General features: G+C 65.6%; 14 protein-coding genes and 2 pseudogenes. 6 read left to right on the top strand and 10 right to left on the bottom strand.

Features of this window, described 5'->3' with window-relative positions; translation table 11 throughout:
• Positions 1-38: 38 nt before the first annotated feature.
• The 3 genes from J7024_RS03925 (at position 39) to J7024_RS03915 (ending at position 4,176) form a co-directional block, all read left to right on the top strand.
• The gene (locus J7024_RS03925; RefSeq protein ID WP_124826306.1) at positions 39-2,645 is read left to right on the top strand and encodes a circularly permuted type 2 ATP-grasp protein; all 2,607 of its coding nucleotides are present in this window, start codon (positions 39-41) and stop codon (positions 2,643-2,645) included.
• On the top strand, positions 2,639-3,718 hold the full coding sequence (locus tag J7024_RS03920; RefSeq protein WP_234744804.1) for a transglutaminase family protein: 1,080 nt from the start codon (positions 2,639-2,641) through the stop codon (positions 3,716-3,718). The genes J7024_RS03925 and J7024_RS03920 overlap by 7 nt, the downstream gene beginning before the upstream one ends.
• 185 nt (positions 3,719-3,903) lie before the next feature.
• Positions 3,904-4,176 carry a hypothetical protein gene (locus tag J7024_RS03915; protein WP_124826230.1) on the top strand — a complete coding sequence of 91 codons (273 nt, stop codon included), beginning with the start codon at positions 3,904-3,906 and terminating at the stop codon, positions 4,174-4,176.
• Between the two features lie 72 nt (positions 4,177-4,248).
• Here J7024_RS03915 and pip read toward each other — a convergent pair whose 3' ends face one another.
• The gene (gene pip, locus J7024_RS03910) at positions 4,249-5,181 is read right to left on the bottom strand and encodes a prolyl aminopeptidase (RefSeq protein ID WP_124826229.1); all 933 of its coding nucleotides are present in this window, start codon (positions 5,179-5,181) and stop codon (positions 4,249-4,251) included.
• Positions 5,182-5,333: 152 nt separating this feature from the next.
• On the opposite strand from pip, the gene J7024_RS03905 reads away from it, so the two are divergent.
• Positions 5,334-5,576: a hypothetical protein gene (locus tag J7024_RS03905; protein ID WP_234744803.1), complete on the top strand. Its 243-nt coding sequence runs from the start codon at positions 5,334-5,336 to the stop codon at positions 5,574-5,576.
• 25 nt (positions 5,577-5,601) lie between these two features.
• On the opposite strand, the gene J7024_RS03900 is transcribed toward J7024_RS03905, so the two are convergent.
• Entirely contained in the window at positions 5,602-6,420 is an 819-nt protein-coding gene (locus J7024_RS03900) for a multidrug ABC transporter ATPase (RefSeq protein ID WP_124826228.1), read from the bottom strand.
• 391 nt (positions 6,421-6,811) lie between these two features.
• Between J7024_RS03900 and J7024_RS03895 the strand changes: the two genes are divergently transcribed.
• Positions 6,812-8,071: an IS256 family transposase gene (locus tag J7024_RS03895; protein ID WP_175762639.1), complete on the top strand. Its 1,260-nt coding sequence runs from the start codon at positions 6,812-6,814 to the stop codon at positions 8,069-8,071.
• Positions 8,072-8,074: 3 nt separating this feature from the next.
• Here the strand turns inward: J7024_RS03895 and J7024_RS03890 are convergent.
• Positions 8,075-8,278: pseudogene (locus J7024_RS03890) on the bottom strand (penicillin-binding transpeptidase domain-containing protein); the annotation flags it as partial.
• Positions 8,238-8,984 carry an IS630 family transposase gene (locus J7024_RS03885; protein WP_353254558.1) on the bottom strand — a complete coding sequence of 249 codons (747 nt, stop codon included), beginning with the start codon at positions 8,982-8,984 and terminating at the stop codon, positions 8,238-8,240. The gene J7024_RS03885 and the pseudogene J7024_RS03890, both read right to left, overlap by 41 nt.
• An 878-nt stretch (positions 8,985-9,862) precedes the next feature.
• Between J7024_RS03885 and J7024_RS03880 the strand changes: the two are divergent.
• A pseudogene (locus tag J7024_RS03880) lies at positions 9,863-10,614 on the top strand (acyltransferase family protein).
• A 336-nt stretch (positions 10,615-10,950) separates the two neighbouring features.
• Here the strand turns inward: J7024_RS03880 and J7024_RS03875 are convergent.
• From J7024_RS03875 to J7024_RS03850, 6 genes are all read right to left on the bottom strand, one after another.
• Entirely contained in the window at positions 10,951-11,595 is a 645-nt protein-coding gene (locus J7024_RS03875; RefSeq protein WP_124826227.1) for a trimeric intracellular cation channel family protein, read from the bottom strand.
• The gene (locus J7024_RS03870) at positions 11,592-12,860 is read right to left on the bottom strand and encodes a M20 family metallopeptidase (protein WP_175750587.1); all 1,269 of its coding nucleotides are present in this window, start codon (positions 12,858-12,860) and stop codon (positions 11,592-11,594) included. The genes J7024_RS03875 and J7024_RS03870 overlap by 4 nt, the downstream gene beginning before the upstream one ends.
• Positions 12,861-13,317: 457 nt before the next feature.
• Positions 13,318-14,382, bottom strand: a complete 1,065-nt coding sequence (locus tag J7024_RS03865) for a 2-aminoethylphosphonate aminotransferase (RefSeq protein ID WP_124826226.1) — start codon at positions 14,380-14,382, stop codon at positions 13,318-13,320.
• Positions 14,382-15,569: a phosphonopyruvate decarboxylase gene (aepY, locus tag J7024_RS03860; RefSeq protein ID WP_124826225.1), complete on the bottom strand. Its 1,188-nt coding sequence runs from the start codon at positions 15,567-15,569 to the stop codon at positions 14,382-14,384. Before aepY ends, J7024_RS03865 begins: the two co-directional genes overlap by 1 nt.
• Positions 15,566-17,239, bottom strand: coding sequence for a phosphoenolpyruvate mutase (aepX, locus tag J7024_RS03855; RefSeq protein WP_234744802.1), 1,674 nt, complete (start codon positions 17,237-17,239; stop codon positions 15,566-15,568). Before aepX ends, aepY begins: the two co-directional genes overlap by 4 nt.
• The gene (locus J7024_RS03850; RefSeq protein WP_124826223.1) at positions 17,236-18,003 is read right to left on the bottom strand and encodes a phosphocholine cytidylyltransferase family protein; all 768 of its coding nucleotides are present in this window, start codon (positions 18,001-18,003) and stop codon (positions 17,236-17,238) included. Before J7024_RS03850 ends, aepX begins: the two co-directional genes overlap by 4 nt.
• Positions 18,004-18,027 lie beyond the last annotated feature (24 nt).

The raw sequence follows: 18,027 nt of genomic DNA, 5'->3' as shown, positions 1-18,027 counted from the left end.
CGCCCATTCACCCCGACGATCTCGCCGCCGACGACGCGATGTCCACGCTCTTCGATACCGGCGCGCAGCCGGACGCCGCCGAACTGGCCGCCGCGCTCGCCGCGCCTGCCGCTGCAGGCCGCTACGACGAACTGCGCGGCAGCGCCGCCGGCCTCAACGCGCCGCTGCTCGCACCGGCGTGGCGCAGCTTTTTCACGTCGCTCGGCAGCGACGGCGTGGCCGACCTCGATCGCCGCGCCGATGCGTTGCAGCGGCGCATGCGCGAGAACGGCCTGTTCTATCAACTGCACGAACAACGCGCGGGCGACGGCGCGGTCGGGCCATGGTCGCTCGACCTGTTACCGCTGATCGTCACGCCCGAGGACTGGGTTGCCATCGAGCGCGGCGTGCTGCAGCGCGTACGGCTGCTGAACGCGACGATGGCCGACCTGTACGGGCCGCAGACGATCCTGCAGCGCGGGCTGCTGCCGCCCGCGCTCGTGACCGGGCATCCCGGCTACCTGCGCGCGATGCGCGGCGCACGCGTGCCGGGCGATACGTGGCTGCACGTCGTCGCGTTCGATCTCGCGCGCGGGCCCGACGGGCAATGGCGGATCGTCGCACAGCACACGCAGGGCGCGGCGGGCCTCGGCTATCTGCTCGAAAACCGGCTGATCGTGTCGCGGCTCTTTCCGCGCGGATTCCGCGGGCTGCGCGTGCAGCGGCTCGCGTCCGCGTACCGTTCGCTGCTGCAGAGCATGCAGGCGCTGAGCCCGGCCGCCAGGAAATCGCGGATCGTGCTGCTGACGCCGGGGCCGCACAGCGCGACCTATTTCGAGCATGCATATCTCGCGCGTTATCTCGGCCTTACGCTGGTCGAGGGCGGCGACCTGACCGCGCGCGACAACCGCGTATTCCTGAAGACGCTGCGCGGGCTCGAACCCGTGCACGGGATCCTGCGCCGCGTCGACGACGCGTGGCTCGATCCGCTCGAGTTGCGGCCCGATTCGCTGCTCGGTGTGCCGGGGCTGCTGCAGGCCGTGCGCGCCGGCAACGTGCTGCTCGCGAACGCGCCGGGCTCGGGCTTTCTCGAATCGCCGGGCGTGCTCGGTTTTATGCCGCGCCTCGCGGAAGGGCTGCTCGGCGAAACGCTGACGCTGCCTGCCGTGCATTCGTGGTGGTGCGGCGAGGCAGCCGCGTGCGACGATGCGCTGCCGCAACTCGCGCGCAGCATCGTGAAGCCTTCGTATCCGCCCGATGCGCAGGCGGGCGGCGCGTTCGATCCGGTGATCGGCGCGCGGCTCACGCAGGCGCAACTTGCCGAGTGGCGTGCGCGGATTCTGGCGCGGCCCGAGCATTACACGGTGCAGGCCGACCTGCCGCTGTCGCAGGCGCCCACCTGGCCGGGACACGACGCGCACGACGGCAACGGCGGCGCGCGCATCGTGCCGAAGCCGCTGCTGCTGCGCGTGTTCGCGTTCGCCGACGGCGCGCAGCGCTGGCGTCTCCTGCCGGGTGGACTGTCGCGGGTCGGCACGCGCGACACGCTGTTCAATGCGCCGATGCCGAGCGGCGGCAGCACCGTCGATACGTGGGTGATGACCGAAGGCATCGTCGATTCGACGACGCTGCTGCAGACGCATCTCGGCCCCGACGATCTCGTCGGGCGCCCGCGCGCGATCGCGAGCCGCGCGGCCGAGAACCTGTTCTGGCTCGGCCGCTACACCGAGCGCGCGACCAACCTGATGCGTCTTGCACGTGCCGCGCTCGAGCGGCTGCGCGGCGAGGACGACGTCGACAGCCCCGCCCATCTGGAGCTGATCGACACGCTGTGCCGCGATACCGGCTTGATTGCCGCTGACGCGCCGAACGCCGTCGATGCGCCGCGCGCGTTCCAGCATGCGCTCGCGACGTCGCTCACGCGCGGCGCGGACCGCACATCCGGCATCGCATCCTGCCTGTTCGGGATGCGCGGCGCGGCCGCCGCGATTCGCGAGCGGTTGTCGAGCGATCAGTGGCGGTTGATCGACGACGCGACGCAACTCTTTGCCGACAGTGCCGATCATCCGGAAGCCGAGGAGCAGATCGGCAACGAGGCGCTGCAACTGCTGGAACGCCTCGGGCTGCTGCTCGGCGCCATCACCGGCGCGCAGACCGACAACATGACGCGCGACGACGGCTGGCGGCTGCTGTCGATCGGCCGGCAGATCGACCGGCTGGACTTCCTGTGCAGCGTGCTGAAGTTCGCGTTCGAAGAGGGCGCCGTGCACCGGCAGGACGGCTTCGAACTCGTGCTGGAGCTGTTCGACAGCACGATCACGTTCCGCTCGCGTTTCCAGCGCGGCTTCGACGTCGCGCCACTGCTGTCGCTCGCGGTGCTCGACACCGACAACCCGCGCTCGCTCGGCTGGGTCGTGCAGGCGCTGCGCGGCCGGCTGACGAAGGTCGAGCGCGGCGAAGGCTATGCGCTGTCCGAGCTGGCCGAGACGATTCCCGACGTGCCTGCCTGGTCGCTGCACGAACTGTGCGAAACCGGCAATGACGGCCGGCACGACAAGCTGCTCGAAGCGCTCGATACGACGGTGAAGGCCGTGTGGGATCTGTCGAACCGGATCGGCGAACGCTATTTCAGTCACGTGCGCGAGGCGGGCAGAACGCTATGGTGACGCCGAAACACACGGCGAAGACGCCGCCTGCATCCGGTTCCGGCAACGCCACGGCGGCGACACGCACCGAGCCGAAAACACCGGCAGCGTCGACCGTGCCGGCCACGCCGGCTGCCGTCGCGCCCGGCCGTTTGCTGCGCGTGACGCACGATACCGAGTACCGTTACGCCGCGCGCGTCGAATCCGCGCAGCATCAGGCGCGGCTGCAGCCGCTCGCGACGCTGCGCCAGCAGGTGCTGTCGTTCGCGCTGGAGATCGAACCGAGGCCGGAAGCGGTCGGCACCGAGATCGACGCATTCGGCAACGCACGCGCGTCGTTCGCGCTGAATCAGCCGCACGACACGCTGTTCGTGCGCAGTCGTAGCACCGTACGCGTGACGACCCCAGTGTGGTCGCAAGGGGCACGCGGTGCGCCGCCGCCCGCGATCGCGAACCCCGATGCCGAACGTGCGACGGCCTGGGAGGCCGTGCGCGAGCGCCTGCGGTTTCGTGCGGGGCAACCGTACGATGCCGCGAGCGAATTCGTGTTCGCGTCGCCGCATGTGGCGTGCGATCCCGAACTGGCCGCATATGCGGCCGAGAGCTTCACGCCGCAGCGGCCGCTCGTGCAGGCGGCATGGGATCTGATGCGGCGGATTCACGCCGATTTCGCATACACGCCGAACAGTACCGACATCACGACGACCGCGCTCGATGCGCTGCGCTTGCGCAAGGGCGTGTGCCAGGATTTCGCGCACGTGATGATCGGCGCGCTGCGCTCGCTCGGGCTTGCCGCTCGCTATGTGAGCGGCTATCTGCTCACGCAGCCGCCGCCAGGGCAGCCACGATTGATCGGCGCGGATGCGTCGCACGCGTGGGTCGACGTGTACGACCCAGCGTGGCCGGAGGATGGCGGCTGGCTGCAGCTCGATCCGACCAACGACCGCGCACCGGGCGACGACTACGTGATGCTGTCGATCGGCCGCGACTATGCGGACGTGACGCCGCTGCGCGGTGTGATCCGCGGCGGCGGCGCGGATCAGGAACTGAAGGTCGGCGTGACGGTCGAGCCGCTCGACGAGGAGGCGCCGTAACACGGCGTGATCGGCCCGCGGTGGCGCTGTTGCGGCGTTTAAGTCCTCGTTAATACTGCACGCCTAGCATGGTCATGCCGGCGAATGGATCGGACCCCGATCCGGCGCCGGCGGCACGCGCGGGTGCGTCGACGTTATGGCGCCGCGCCGTCGCGCGGCGCCATACCCTTGCAACGGCGGCGGACATGATCAAGCACTTCGATTACACGCTCGGCAACGAGACGATTGAGCTTTGCGCGAGCTTCGGCGCGGGCCCGGCGTTCCGCCGTGTGCTCGTGAGCCGCGCGGATTCGATGGAGACGCTGGTGGTGCTCGATGCGCGTGGCCTGTCGGGTCTGCTGAAGGTGGCGACCGAAGAGCCGGAAGGATTGCTCGACGATGCGATCCGCAAGGTCGGGGACGAACAGCTCGTCGAGCGCGCGATCCACGGCAGGACGATTGTCGAAGCCGCGCTGTGATCGGGCGGCGCGGGCAGGCCGGCAGGCCCGGCTGCAGCGCGCCGTGTGGTGTCGTACCGCGGCTTATGCGGCTTATGCGGCGAACCGGTCCGTCGCCGCGAGCAGCGCCTTCAGGATGCCCGGCTCGTTGTACGCGTGCCCGGCATCGGCGACGATTTCGAACGTCGCGTCGGGCCACGCCTTGGCGAGATCCCACGCGGTGCGCGCCGGCGTCGCGACGTCGTAGCGGCCCTGCACGATCGCGCCAGGAATGCCGGCGAGGCGATGCGCGTCTCGCAGCAACTGGCCTTCGTCGACGAACCCGCGATTCACGAAGTAGTGGTTTTCGATCCGTGCGAACGCGAGCGCGTAGTGGCCGTCCGCGAAGTGTGCGGCCAGCGCCGGATCGGGCAACAGCGTGATCGTGCGGCCTTCCCAGATGCTCCATGCGCGCGCGGCTTCGAGCTTCGCGGCTTCGTCATCGCCTGTCAGCCGGCGATGGTAGGCGGCCATCAGGTCGCCGCGCTCGGCTTCCGGAATCGGTGCGAGGAATGCTTCCCACAGGTCAGGGAACAGCCACGACGCGCCTTCCTGGTAGTACCACAGCAATTCCGCGCGACGCATCGTGAAGATGCCGCGCACGATGAGCGCGCTCACGCGTTGCGGATGCGTTTGCGCGTAGGCAAGGGCGAGCGCGCTGCCCCACGAGCCGCCGAACACGAGCCACTGTTGCGCGCCGACCATCTCGCGCAGCCGCTCGATGTCGGCCACCAGATCCCATGTCGTGTTGTGCTCGAGGCTCGCGTGTGGCGTCGAGCGCCCGCAGCCGCGCTGGTCGAACAGCAGGATGTCGTAGCGCTCGGGATCGAACAGGCGGCGATGGTCGGGGCTGCAGCCCGCGCCCGGGCCGCCGTGCAGGAACACGGCAGGCTTGCCGGCCGGGTTGCCGCAGCGCTCCCAGTAGATGCGATGGCCGTCGCCGGTATCGAGGTGGCCGTGGGCGTAGGGTTCGATCGGTGGGTACACAGGCTGGCTCCGGTTGAGGGTCGGTAGAAGGGCGGATGCAGCACGGCCGGTGCGCGGGCGCGATACGCGCAAGACGGAAAGCGCATATTGCAGCGCCGCAAGATTCGTTGTGTGGGCATCGGACCGGCCGCCGCCGGACAAGGCTTGTCATTATGCCCATTCATCACGGCCGCTGCGCGCCGATCGGCCCCGTTTTGCCGGCCGGTATTTCGCGCTGGCTTCGCCTCGGGATCGTGTGGGCGCTGCTGGCCGCGAGCGCCAGTTACTTCGTCGTCGAGAAGCCATTCCTGCGGTTGAGGGGTCGCTTCGCCGCGCGCGAGGCACGACGGGTAAATGACGATGCGTGGCGCGTTGCGACGGCCTCCGAGGCGCGCGGACCGAAAGTGGTGGAGTAGGCGGGCAGGGTGGGCCGCCGCGGTTTTACTTGAAGCGCTTCATCGCGGCGGGCGAATACCAGAAGTTTCGGAACATATCGATCCCATACGTCTTGCCGTCGTAGTGGACGATCGTTCGCGCGGTGCGCTTGCCCGTCTCGGAATAATTGCCGTCCTTGCGTTGCGTCTTCGTGATGTGGGCGGTGATCGACAGGTCCGCGAGGCCGTGGCTCGAAGTCTTCTCGACGGCAATCGTCATGCGCGCCTCTTCGCTGTTCGCGTCGCCGACGCCCGGGCCGCAGGCTTCACCTTCGACGGCGACCCATCCGTAGCGGTTGGTGCCGAACACCGGACGGATGCGGTTGCCTTCGCGCACCCACAGCGTCAGCTCCTCGCTGGCATCGGCATCGGGGCAGCTCGGCCCGCGTGCGCTGCTCGTGAATACGACGCCGAACGCCCGCACGTCGGGCGACAGGCGGTAGGGTGCCGTGTCGATTTGATAGCTGTGCTCGCCGATCTCCGTCACGACATCTTCCTGAACCACCGACCGTTCGGCTGCCACGACCTTGCCACCCTCGACGAGCGCGACGACCTGCAGCTTGTTGCTGTCGTCCGGGTTCTCGCTCTTCGGAAGCGAGTCGAATGCGGCAGCCACGATCGTTGTTTCCGGCGCGTTCGGCATGACCTTGCACGCCGACGCGACGACGAGCCGGTCCGTGTCGCGCGCGGCAAGGCGCGCGTTCGTGATGCCGGCCCAGCGGGCAACTGCGACGAGGGTTGCGTCGTCGCAAGTCTGGTTCTCGGCGGCTTGAGCGGCGGGGGCGGCGGCGAGCGCCAGTAGCGGGGCGAAGCGGAGGATTTTCATGGTCGCGTTGGGAGAGGGTTTCACCGATTTTCGTGGGTGTCGCTTGCTGACCCACAAGGGACGATCAACTTTCCGCGAAGCGGACATTAAATTAATTGAGGCGCCCGAGACGACGTGGACCGAGTAACGGCCATCAGTCGAAGGCATCGCAACTGGCAGCGAGGTTCATCTAGGTGGCAGGTTCGAACGTCTCTGCCCCAAACGACATCGACGTGCGCTGCCACATGAAGCGGATGCTCGCTGCACGGACGATTTCAGCGTCTTGAGGACGCAAGAGGCGCGATCTGGCTGTGACGTTCGGATAGAAACGCGTCGCGAGCCCGCAATCCGACGGGAGCCTATCCGGTCTTTTGTGTGTGATGCATAAACTGACGGCCAAGGAGCCACTTTTATGCCACGCAAACGCAAGGAAGAAGTGACGATAGAACCGGGCAAGGGCTTGAACCTGGACCCGGAACTGATCAAGCAACTGGTGCCCGGAACGCTGGACCGGGCGACGATCAACGAGCAGCTCGCGGCGCTCAAGAAGGCGATCTTCGAGCGCGCACTGGGCGGCGAGTTGGCCCACCACCTCGGCTACGAGAAGGGCGAAGCCAAGCCGGCCGGCAGCACGAACCATCGCAACGGCACCAGCCGCAAGCGCATCGCGACCGATGACGACCTGCTCGACGTCGAGATTCCGCGCGACCGCGAAGGCACCTTCGATCCGGTGCTGATCGCCAAGGGCGAACGGCGCTTTACCGGCTTCGACGACAAGATCATCGCGATGTACGCCCGCGGCATGAGCGTGCGGGAGATTCAGGGCTTCCTGCAGGAGATGTACGGCATCGAAGTGTCGCCGGACTTCATCAGCACCGTCACTGACGCGGTGATCGACGAAGTGCGTGAGTGGCAGCAGCGGCCGCTCGAGCCGATGTATCCGGTCGTGTTCTTCGACGCCTTGCGCGTCAAGATCCGCGACGAAGGCGTTGTGCGCAACAAGGCGATCTACCTGGCGCTGGGCGTGCGCCGCGACGGCACGCGTGACGTGCTGGGCCTTTGGATCGAGCAGACCGAGGGGGCCAAGTTCTGGCTGCGGGTGGTGAACGACCTGAAGCTGCGCGGCGTGCAGGACATCCTGATCGCCGTGGTCGATGGCTTGAAGGGCTTCCCGGAAGCGATCAACACGGTGTTCCCGGAAACGACGGTCCAGACCTGCATCGTGCATCTGATCCGGAACTCGCTGGACTTCGCCAGCTGGAAAGACAGGAAATCGGTTGCAGCGGCGCTCAAGGAGGTCTATCGGGCACCGTCGGCCGAAGCGGCCACCGTGGCGCTGGATGCGTTCGACGCGAGCCCGTGGGGTACGAAATACCCCCCGATTGCCGCCCTCTGGCGCCGGGCCTGGGATCAGGTGATTCCGTTCTACGCCTTCGCACCTGACATCCGGAAAATTGTATACACGACCAACGCGATCGAGTCGCTGCACATGCAGCTTCGGAAGATCATCAAGGCGCGCGGCCACTTCCCGTCGGACGAGGCCGCGCTCAAACTGATCTGGCTGGCGCTGCGCAACGTCGTGGCCAAGTGGACCGGTTCCCGGCACGATTGGAAGAGCGCGATGACCCAGTTTGCGCTGCTTTACCCGGAACGATTCAACATTGGAGTCTGAATCTCAACCCGCCTCACACACTAAATTCCGGATACCTCCTCCGACGGGCGTTTTCTGCGGTCCCGCACCATCGTCCTGTATCAGTCTCGCGAACACAAGAGTCTTGCCGTCACGCCGCGCCCATCCGACGAACCATCCCCAGCCGTGCGTCATGCCGTCCGACCCGTCAGCGTTGGCGGGGAGCCCGGTGCCGGTTTTTCCATGGACGTCCAGCGACCGACCGATGCACCGGATGCCCCTCGACGATCAGATAGATTTTGCGTGTTGCCTGCCTGAGCATGCGCTTCATGAACTCGATAAACACGGCTTTCTTGAACTTGCCCTCGAAGATCATGAAGGACAACTCACCGCGATTGGTGATCGCCGAGATCATGTTGCAACCAAAGCGCTGGCCGGTGGCGCGCACCACTGGCGTTTGGCCCATTGGCGCAAAGCTCTTTCCGTTCACATGGTCACTGCGCAATCCCATTTCATCGCCCCAATGGATGGTGGCCTTTTCTTGCGTCGCTTCCTTCACGAGCTTCGGGTAGTCCTCATTCAGCCAGCGGGCGATCGCCGCATCGTTTCGTTCGTACGCGCGGCGCACCGGCTTCCGGGCACTCGTGCCCCACGCCTTGAGATAGCGCCCGGCTGTCGTCGGCGAAACCGTGACACCATATTCCCGCTCGATCAGGCTCGCGACGCACTCGCGCGTCCACAGGTAGAACGGCATCGCCAGATGGTCCGGCATCCTGCTCACGATCAGCCCACGAATCCGGCTACCCTGACGAGCATCCAACCGTCCGCCGCCAGGGCGGCGGCCCTTTTTGCGGGGCTTCAACGCTCGTACGCCGCCTTCTCTGGACAACTTCATCCATTTGCTGACCGCTCGCAGGCTTACGCCAAACGTCGACGCCGCTCCGGTCTGCGTCATTCCCCTCGAACCGCTTCCACCACGAGTCTTCTCAGGTGGGCTTGCGTCGCGACATCCGGTTTTCGGGCATCAGTCTTTGTCTTCATGCCCGTATCACGCACCACGCACTATTTGGTGCGCACGGCAGTATCTCTCGCCTCAGCAAAGCCAGGGCCGAGGGCGACCGGCGCGATTCGCCCCATGATGGGCCGACAACGTTCCGTTGGCGAACCGTCATGATTGATCGGTGTGTGGCAGGCCCGCCAGGAAGTTCGACATGTGATCCGTTGACCGCTCGAAAGTCGAAGCCTTACCGGATGCTATCCCGGTGTATTACGAACGTTTCGGCTCGGGTACGATAATGCTTCGTCACCTCGGCATCGGCCATCAGTTTGGACGATTTCAGTATTGGTCCCGCTACCATATACAGTCGATCGGGATCGGGACCGTACATATACAAATATCCGTCATTGCCGTCAACATGAAACTCGGTCTCGCCAAGTTCGCCGACGCCCGCACGCTTTATCGCGCTTGCTAGCCGATGTTCCAGGGCCCGAATTCGCGCCCGGTCCTTGGGGTAGAAATCGAAATGGACCATCATTACTGGCCCAGGTGGCCTCTGTGGTTGTTCTGAAGATGCGTTGCCTGTGAACAAAGCCATGCATAGAAACATGACGAATACTTCTCTTCTCAACATGGGTGCGATATCGTCTGCGAAATGAAAATCAATTGTCGGCGATGTAGACAGTCTCGTCGAGCATCCTTGTGTGGTCGAATCTGGACCCACGATACGGTTGGTGCTGAGGCAACTATCTGCCTGCGCAACGCGTTTCTGCAGGCGCTACCCACGTCCGCAGACGCGACGCCGGGACAGAGACCGTGAGCCCGGCCCCCGCAATCTGCGGATCGATACGCAGCGCGGCGTGTCGATCCTGCTCGTTCTGCTGCACCACTTCAACATAGCGTAGGTGCTGCGCGATACGGCCGTCGCGTAGGCATTCGGCTGGGATGCCATGCATGCCGTGGTCCGGAACGGCAACTATGGCGTCACGATGTTCTTCGTCATCTCCGGCTACCTGATCACGTCAAATGCTCGGCGCCGATGGGGCTATCTCGGTGCAATCGATGCGCGAACTTTTTATGTGTCGCGCACCGCACGCATCATGCCATGCCTGCTCCTGTTGCTCGTCCTCGTCAACGGGCTTGCGGCGGTCAGCGTGGCAATATTCAGCAATCATGCGCCGCTCGGCGTGGCCGTGTCGTTCTGGCTCGTCAATTTCGCGTCGTTGACTTTCTGGATTGCGTGGCCCATCGCGCAAAGCCACGTCTTCGGCGTGACCGGCATCGCGCTCGGCACGGCCGTGCTGCTGATCAACGCGCACGCCAGCGGTGCTCCCGGAAGCGCTCGCCTGCTGGCGCCGCTACGCTGGAGCGGCAAACTCAGCTACGAGCTTTATCTGTTTCATCTCGTTGTGCTCGGGGGGGCCTTCGCACGCTGTACCCACCATCTGCGATGCACGGTAATGAGAAACTGCTATTGCTCGGCGTTTATCTGGTGCTGTCGGCTGCCGTGAGTACACTGATCGCACGAGGCTATGCGACGCCGCTCGATCGCTTCGTTAAGCGGAAGTGGCTTCGCGTCTCGGCGTGAGCTCCGGACGGCGCTCGCCTTTGACACCACGACGCGGGTTCCCATCAGTTGCATCGATTGTCAGCGATCTAGACATCAACCGCGAATGGCCGAAAGTGGCCGGCCGCCGACGTTCGTCCCCGGCGCTCCCCGGAATCTGCGATGAACCTTTTTGTCTGGATCGGGTTACAACGGCGCGGTATGCAGTGTCGGTGGGTGATCAGGAACATCAATCGAGTGCATCGCGTTGTACTTGCAAGGGCAGCACGAATCCGCATCTCCCTTGAGCCGACCTGCACGCGGTAAACATGCAATCGTGAAGACCTGGGTGTTGTCGGATTCGTACGTCCATGCAGGCTATTCGTCGTCGGGAAGCTCGCTGGCGCGTTGCCCACGAAAGGTGGGCAAGCGCCAGCCAAACCGAAGCGAAGCAAGCCGAATGGCGACGCAGAGGATTGTCGCGAACCATGGCGTCCACCATTGCGTCCAGTGCGCGGACGAGAACAGAACTTGTGCGCCCGCACCGGCGAGCGCAGCCGTCGCATAGACCTCGCGGTCCAAAATGGCCGGCAGGCGCGAAAGCACGACGTCGCGCATGACACCGCCGCCGACCGCAGTCACGATGCCGAGCAAAATGGCGAGCTCCGCATTGTGTCCGAAGCTCAGTGCCTTTTGCGCACCCGCAACGGAGAACAGGCCGAGCCCAATCGCATCGAAGAAGAGGACGGGCTGCCGTAGACGGCGTACCGGCGCATACGCGAAAATCGCGACCGCGGTCGCGAGCACGGAAGCCGCCAGATATCTCCAGTTTGAAAGCCCTGCCGGCGGAATCGCGCCAATGCAGACGTCACGCACGATTCCGCCGCCGCATGCCACCATGAACGCGATGGACAAGATGCCGAACAGGTCCAGCCGCTTTTGGCGAGCGGCAATAGCGCCGCTCATGGCGAATACGAAAGTCCCGACCAGATCGAGGGCGAAGTAGGCCGCGTGCGAATTCACGCCGATGTATCTCGCTTGTCGAGCCACGCCCCGGCCGCACATAGCATCGCTTCCAGCCCCGTACGCAGCGTCGGGTCGAGTACCGGCGCGAACTTCGGCGAATGGTTGCTGGGGATCTCGTTGAGCTTTTTCTCTGCCAACGCTTTTCTAAACGTATCCGGATCGGTTCCGCCGATGAACCAGAACCCATATGGCACGCCCCATTCGCGCCCGAATATGCTGAAGTCCTCGCTCGCCGCTGCCGGGGGCGTTTCGTAGGCGCGCTCGCCAAAGTGTGCTTCGAAAGCCGCCTGCACACGCTCGCTTGTCTGCGCGTCGTTGATCGTCAGCGGATAGCTCGAGAGCGTCGTGAATTCGGGCTCGCGTGGTGCGTTGGAAGCCATGCATTCCGCGCAACAGATGCGACGGATCGCACCCAGCATGTATTCGCGCACGTCTTCGTCGAAGGTGCGCATGTTGAGCTTGAGCGTCGCGTCGTCGGGGATGATGTTCTCTTTCGTGCCCGCCTGCAGCGCACCAATCGTCAGCACCGCACTATCGCGCGGGGAGATTTCCCGCGATACGATCGTCTGCAGACGGAGCGTCGTCGAAGCCGCCATGATGACCGGATCGATCGAGGTTTGTGGCTGCGATCCATGCGAACCGCGTCCAAACAGCCTTACCTTCAAACTGTCGCCCGCCGAAAGAATCGTGCCACTCCGATAGCCGACCGTGCCCGCCGCGCCAACCATGACGTGCTGGCCAAGGATCACGTCAGGCTTCGGGAAGCGTTCGGCCATGCCGTCGTCAATCATGCTGCGGGCGCCGCGCGCCACTTCCTCGCCCGGCTGAAAGACCGCCATCAGCGTTCCGCGCCAGGCGTCCCGGTGCGCTGCCATCAGGTGCGTCACACCCATCAACCAGGTCACGTGCATGTCGTGGCCGCACGAGTGCGCGACGCCCACTTCGAGGCCATCCTCGTCCTTCGCCCTCGCCGTGCTGGCATACGGCAATCCGGTCGCTTCTGCCATCGGAAGCGCATCCATGTCGGCGCGCAACATTACAGTCGGACCGTCGCCGTTGCGTAACACCGCCACGACGCCGGTCACGCCGACACCCCGCGTAACGTCATAGCCGACATTTTCGAGATAATCGGCTGCAATACGTGCGGTGCGCACTTCCTGCATCGACAGTTCGGGATGCTCGTGCAGGTCCTTGTAGATCGCCTCGAGCTCAGGCAAGAGGCTTTCGATGGCGTCCTTGGTCGCTTCCACCAATGCAGGCATGATCGATCCTTTCAAATGGTTCGTTGCGGTGGCCGATGTCGCATCGCACGCACCGGCCGTCGGTGAAGCCTGGCAGCGCTTGCGCCCGATCTGGCGACCCGGCGGCAGGAGCGCGGTACGCAATCCGCCGACTCGTCCGATGTATGCGACAGGGCGAAACACGGAACATCCGGGCGAGCCGCCTCTACCCTGGCACTTCGGTTTGCGTTTCCGTCAAATATCGCCTACTGCCCCTAAGCGGGACAGGAATACAAGAGAACCATAGTCTCGATAGCGGCAATCCGGAAGTTCCTGTCGATTCATGAGACAAAGCGGTCGCCCGCAGGTCCGGCTCGGCGAGACGGCGTACGACTCCTTCTGACCGAACCTGGACAAATGTGCCGCGTTCCCCGGAATTCCGCGTTGAATCAACAAAAGGCCCTCGCGGGCCTTTTGTCTGCACGGTGCGGGCGAGCGCTTACCGCGTCAACGCCGTAAACCCGTCCAGCAACCGATCGACATCAGCCGCCGCAATCGCGCCCATCGTCGAGATCCGGAACAGTTCCTTCGACAACCCGCCTTGCCCCGCATAGATCACGAAGCCGCGCGCCTTCAACCCGTCGTGCAGCGTCTCGTATGTGACGCCTTGCGGCAGCCGATACGCACGCAGCACGACCGACGAAGCACCTTCCGGCAACACGAGCGGCATCCCGCGCGCGGCAAGTCCGGCCTGTGCCTGATCGGCAAGCGCCTTGTAGTGCGCATGCCGCGCACGCCAGCCACCCGCCTCATCGAACTCGCGCAGCGCCTCGACAAGCGCGTAATACGCATGCACGGACGGCGTAAACGGCGTATTCCGCTGATCCTGCAGCTTGGCGAGACGACCGAGGTCAAGATAGTAAGTACGGCTCGCGGCCTTCGCGAGCGCGCTGCGGCGCACGATCACGAATGCCGCGCCCGGCACGCCATGCAGGCACTTGTTCGCGGTCGCGGCAACCGCGTCGATCACGCCACCGGCAAAATCGATCGCTTCGGCGCCGAAGCTGCTGACGCCGTCCACGAGCATTTTCACGCCACGCGAACGGCAGACTTCCGCGATCGCGCCGAGATCGTTCAGCCGGCCGGTCGTCGTTTCGTGATGAATCACCGCGACGTGCGAATAGCTGCCGGCGTCGAGCCGCGCGGCGATCTGCGCGAGATCGGGCGCCTGCATCCATTCGTGCTTCAGCACGTCGTGCGCGATGCCGTACTGCGTCGCGATCTGCGTGATGCGCTCGCCGTACACGCCGTTCTCGATCACGAGCAGCTTGCCGTCCTGCGGCACGAGCGCCGCGACCATGCTTTCGACGGCGGCGGTGCCCGAGCCCGTCATCAGCACGGCGGCCCATTCGGCCGGATCGAGTTCGTACGCGGCGACGAGTCGCGCACGCGCTTCATCCTGCAGATCGAAGAATTCGCTTTCGCGATGACACAGGTCGGGTTGCAGCAGGCTGCGGCGCACGCGTTCGGTCAGCGTTACCGGGCCGGGGTTCAGCAGCAGCATCAGTGCGCTCCTTCGGTATGGGCTTGCGCCTGCGCGGCGCCGATATGCCGCATCAGACGGGTCTTCACGTCGACCGGCGTCACGGTCGGGCGGGGCAGGCCGTCGGGCACGCCGGTGCGGATCGCGAGTCGCACGAAGCACGTGCCGTCGTTCGGGTTCGATGCGTCGAGCGCGGCGTCGAGCACGTCGAGCGTGTCGCCTTCGACGGCCGACGCATAGCCGCATGCGGCCGCGACGCCCGCGAACGACACATGTCGCGACACCGTCGCCTGGCCGCCCGTCGATTCGTGCGCGCCGTTGTCGAGCAGCACGTGCGTGAGGTTGGACGGCCCGTAGGTGCCGAGGGTCGCGAACACGCCCATGCGCATCAGCGCGGCGCCGTCGCCGTCAACGGCCACCACGCGCAGGTCGGGGCGCGCGAGCGCGAGACCGAGCGCGAGCGGCGTCACGCAGCCCATCGAGCCGACCATGTACAACTGGTTCGGGCGATCGTCGAGCGCATAGAGTTCGCGGCCGCAGAAACCGGTCGACGCGAGCACGACGGTCGAATCGACCGGCGTGTGTGCGATCACGCGTTGCAGTGCGTCCTGGCGGGTCGGCCACGCGGCCGGCGATTTCGCACGGGCCGCCGACTGCGCGGCGACATGCGCACGCGGCGCGGCCGCCGGGTTCGCCTTCAGCTCATACGGCGAGACACTGCCTTTCTGCATCACGAGCGCGTACGGGCGGCCCGTTTCGTCCATGTGCGCGATCGCGCGGTCGAGCGCCGGGCCGACCTGTTCGGGGTCGGTCGGGAACGTCTCCCACGGGATTTCCATCGTGTCGAGCATCGCCGGCGTGATCGGGCCCATCAGCGCGTGCTGCGGCTCGTCGGACACACCGGGCTGGCCGCGCCACGTGACGATCAGCAACTGCGGCAGCCGGAACGTCCACGTCAGCGACGTGAGCGGGCTCACCGCGTTGCCGAGGCCGGAGTTCTGCATCATCGCGATCCCGCGCTTGCCGCCGAGCGTGGCGCCCGCGATCAGCGCGACCGCGTCGCCTTCGTTCGCGGCCGACAGATAGTGCAGCGTCGGGTCTTGCAGCACGTAATTGATGAACGGCGTCAGGTACGAGCAGGGCACGCCCGCGTACCAGTCGAAACCGCGCTCGCGCGCGGCCTCGACGAACTGGGCCGCTTCGATCATTGCGCGCTCCCGTCGCCGAGCGGCGTCTGGCCGTGCGCGAAGTCGCCCGCGCGGCGGAAGTCTTCCAGATCGTTGACGCCGCGCCAGTGGCCGTGCACGTACTGCACCTCGATCTTCTCGCCGGCGGCGATCAGCTCATTGAGCAGCATGGGGATGTCGAGCGTGTCGAAATCGGGGCGCGCCTGCAGCGTCGCGAGCATTGCCTTCAGGCGTTCGACGCCGGCGCCGCGCACGTTCAGCAGGCCGATCCAGCGGCCGTGCGGCGTGCCCGCGGCGACGTCGCTCGACACGCGTTGCAGGTAGGTTTTCTGGCCGAACAGGCCGCGGTCGTCCGCAGCCGAGCAGAGCGCGAAGTCACGCACGCTCTGGTTGGTCGGCTCGGTGAGCGACGAATCGACGACGACGCTGAACTCGGCCTCGCTCTCCGCGAGGTCGCGCAGGATATAGCTGCGGAACAGCAGGTCGCCGTACGAGATCACGGTGTCGCCGTTCAGCCGTTCGGCCGCGCACGCGAGCGATGCGAGCTCGCCCGTCTGCGCATGGCGCTCGTTGACGACCAGCTTGATGCCCGACGTGTCGATCGCGTCGGCGCGATAGCCGCCGACCACGGTGATGTCGTTGACGCCATGCTTCTTGAAGCCGTCGACGAGCCAGCGCAGCAGCGGCTTGCCGGCGACCGGCAGCATGACCTTGGGTTTATCCTCGGTGACGGCTTCGAGGCCCTTGCCGCGGCTCGCGGCGAGCACGATCGCCGCGTTCGATGCGCGCGACGCCGACGACAGGTAGATGCGCTCGGCAGCCGAGTATTCGTCGGCGTCCTGCAGGCGGAAGATCTCGTTGACCGATGCGACGCGGTCCTCGATGTTGATCAGCGTCTGGTTTTCATGGATCTCGCGCGCGACGGACTGCATCGCCGATGCCGACGCGCGGATCAAGTGGTTCGCCCAGATCACGGTGCTGATGCCGGCCTGGCGGAACACGTCGGTCGGCGTGCTGTAGTACTTGGTCGGCACGATCACGAGCGGCGCCTTGCCGCTCCATTCGCGCGCGAACTGCAGGATCTCGTCCGGGCGCGACAGCTTGCTGTGGATCAGGATCGCGTCGGCGCCGGCTTCCGCGTACGCATTCGCGCGGCGCAGCGCCTCGTCCATCCCCCAGCCCGCGATCAGTGCCTCGACACGCGCGACGATCGAGAAGTCGGGATCGCTCTGCGAGTCCTTGCCGGCCTTGATCTTGCCGCAGAATTCGTCGATTTCCGCGAGCGGCTGGCGCTCGCCGCCGATGAAGCTGTTGGTCTTCGGGAACTGCTTGTCCTCGATGCACACGCCGGCGATGCCGCGCTGCTCGAGCTTCTTCACGAGGCGGCGCACGTTGTTGAAGTTGCCGTAGCCGGTGTCGCCGTCGAGCAGGATCGGCAGGTCGCTCGCGTCGGCCATGAACTCGAGCACGTCGACGACCTGGGTCCAGCTCGCCTCGTTGTTGTCGCGCACGCCGAACTGCGCGGAGATCGCGAGACCCGACGCCCAGATCCCCTTGAAGCCGGCTTCGCGGACGATCCGCGCGGACAGGCCGTTGTGCGCTTCCATCAGGAATTCGAGTTCGTTGCTGACGAGCATGCGGCGCAGGCGTGCGCTGCGCGATTCGGAGAAGTTGGGTTCGCGTGCATTCATCGTGCGGCTCCTGCGGTCGTGCGTTGAATCAGGGGGAGGATTTCTTGCGTCGCGCGAGCGACGTCGTTCGGGAAGTCGATCTCGATCCACGGCGAACCGGTGACGTCGGCGACGTCGAACGAATGGCCGCCTTCGAGCAGCAGGTCGCGCACGGCTTCCTCGTGCGGCATGTTCGCGCGGCCGCTGTCGACGTAGCCCGCGACGATCTTCGCAAGGCGGCGCGCGGTGCCTTCGGTGAAGCGGAAGAAGCCGACCGATTCGCCGATCGTGTCGTAGTCGAGCTCGACCGCGAGCTGCTTGCGCAGCTCGACCGGCACGCCGTTCTTCAGGCACAGCTTCACGGGTTCGTCGCCGGCCTCGAAGTCGCGGTCGATCAGCAGGCGATCGACCGCCTTGTCCTGATCGGCCACCAGCGCGTGCAGGATGTTCTCGTCGTACAGCACGTCGGCGTCCATCAGCAGCACGTCGCCGCCGCGCGTCATCGCATCGGCGACGGTGTGCACGGTCAGCACGCTGCCAAGGTCGTAGCGCTCGTTCAGCACGATCTCGGCGGTGCGGCCGAGACGCTTCAGCTCCTGCTCGACCTTCTCGGACTGGAAGCCGAGCCCGAGCACGATTTCGTCGACGCCCGCGGCATCGAGCACGCGCAGATGGCGCTCGAGCAGGGACACGTCGTCGAAGCGCAGCAGGCACTTCGGGAACTGCGCTTCGGGCGGTTGTTGCAGGCGCAAGCCGAGGCCTGCCGCAAGAATGATGGCTCGCATGGGTTCTCCAACCAAAAAGCCGGC

Source organism: Burkholderia sp. WTPI3, assembly GCF_021483755.1.
Lineage (GTDB): Bacteria > Pseudomonadota > Gammaproteobacteria > Burkholderiales > Burkholderiaceae > Burkholderia.
The sequence above is the reverse complement of the archived record's forward strand: the minus strand, read 5'-3'. Positions and strand labels throughout refer to the sequence as shown.

Coding starts and splice junctions, on each gene's coding strand:
- J7024_RS03925 (WP_124826306.1), top strand. CDS start 39: ATGTCCACGCTCTTCGATACCGGCGCGCAGCCGGACGCCGCCGAACTG.
- J7024_RS03920 (WP_234744804.1), top strand. CDS start 2,639: ATGGTGACGCCGAAACACACGGCGAAGACGCCGCCTGCATCCGGTTCC.
- J7024_RS03915 (WP_124826230.1), top strand. CDS start 3,904: ATGATCAAGCACTTCGATTACACGCTCGGCAACGAGACGATTGAGCTT.
- J7024_RS03905 (WP_234744803.1), top strand. CDS start 5,334: ATGCCCATTCATCACGGCCGCTGCGCGCCGATCGGCCCCGTTTTGCCG.
- J7024_RS03900 (WP_124826228.1), bottom strand. CDS start 6,420: ATGAAAATCCTCCGCTTCGCCCCGCTACTGGCGCTCGCCGCCGCCCCC.
- J7024_RS03895 (WP_175762639.1), top strand. CDS start 6,812: ATGCCACGCAAACGCAAGGAAGAAGTGACGATAGAACCGGGCAAGGGC.
- J7024_RS03885 (WP_353254558.1), bottom strand. CDS start 8,984: ATGACGCAGACCGGAGCGGCGTCGACGTTTGGCGTAAGCCTGCGAGCG.
- J7024_RS03870 (WP_175750587.1), bottom strand. CDS start 12,860: ATGCCTGCATTGGTGGAAGCGACCAAGGACGCCATCGAAAGCCTCTTG.
- J7024_RS03865 (WP_124826226.1), bottom strand. CDS start 14,382: ATGCTGCTGCTGAACCCCGGCCCGGTAACGCTGACCGAACGCGTGCGC.
- aepY (WP_124826225.1), bottom strand. CDS start 15,569: ATGATCGAAGCGGCCCAGTTCGTCGAGGCCGCGCGCGAGCGCGGTTTC.
- aepX (WP_234744802.1), bottom strand. CDS start 17,239: ATGAATGCACGCGAACCCAACTTCTCCGAATCGCGCAGCGCACGCCTG.
- J7024_RS03850 (WP_124826223.1), bottom strand. CDS start 18,003: ATGCGAGCCATCATTCTTGCGGCAGGCCTCGGCTTGCGCCTGCAACAA.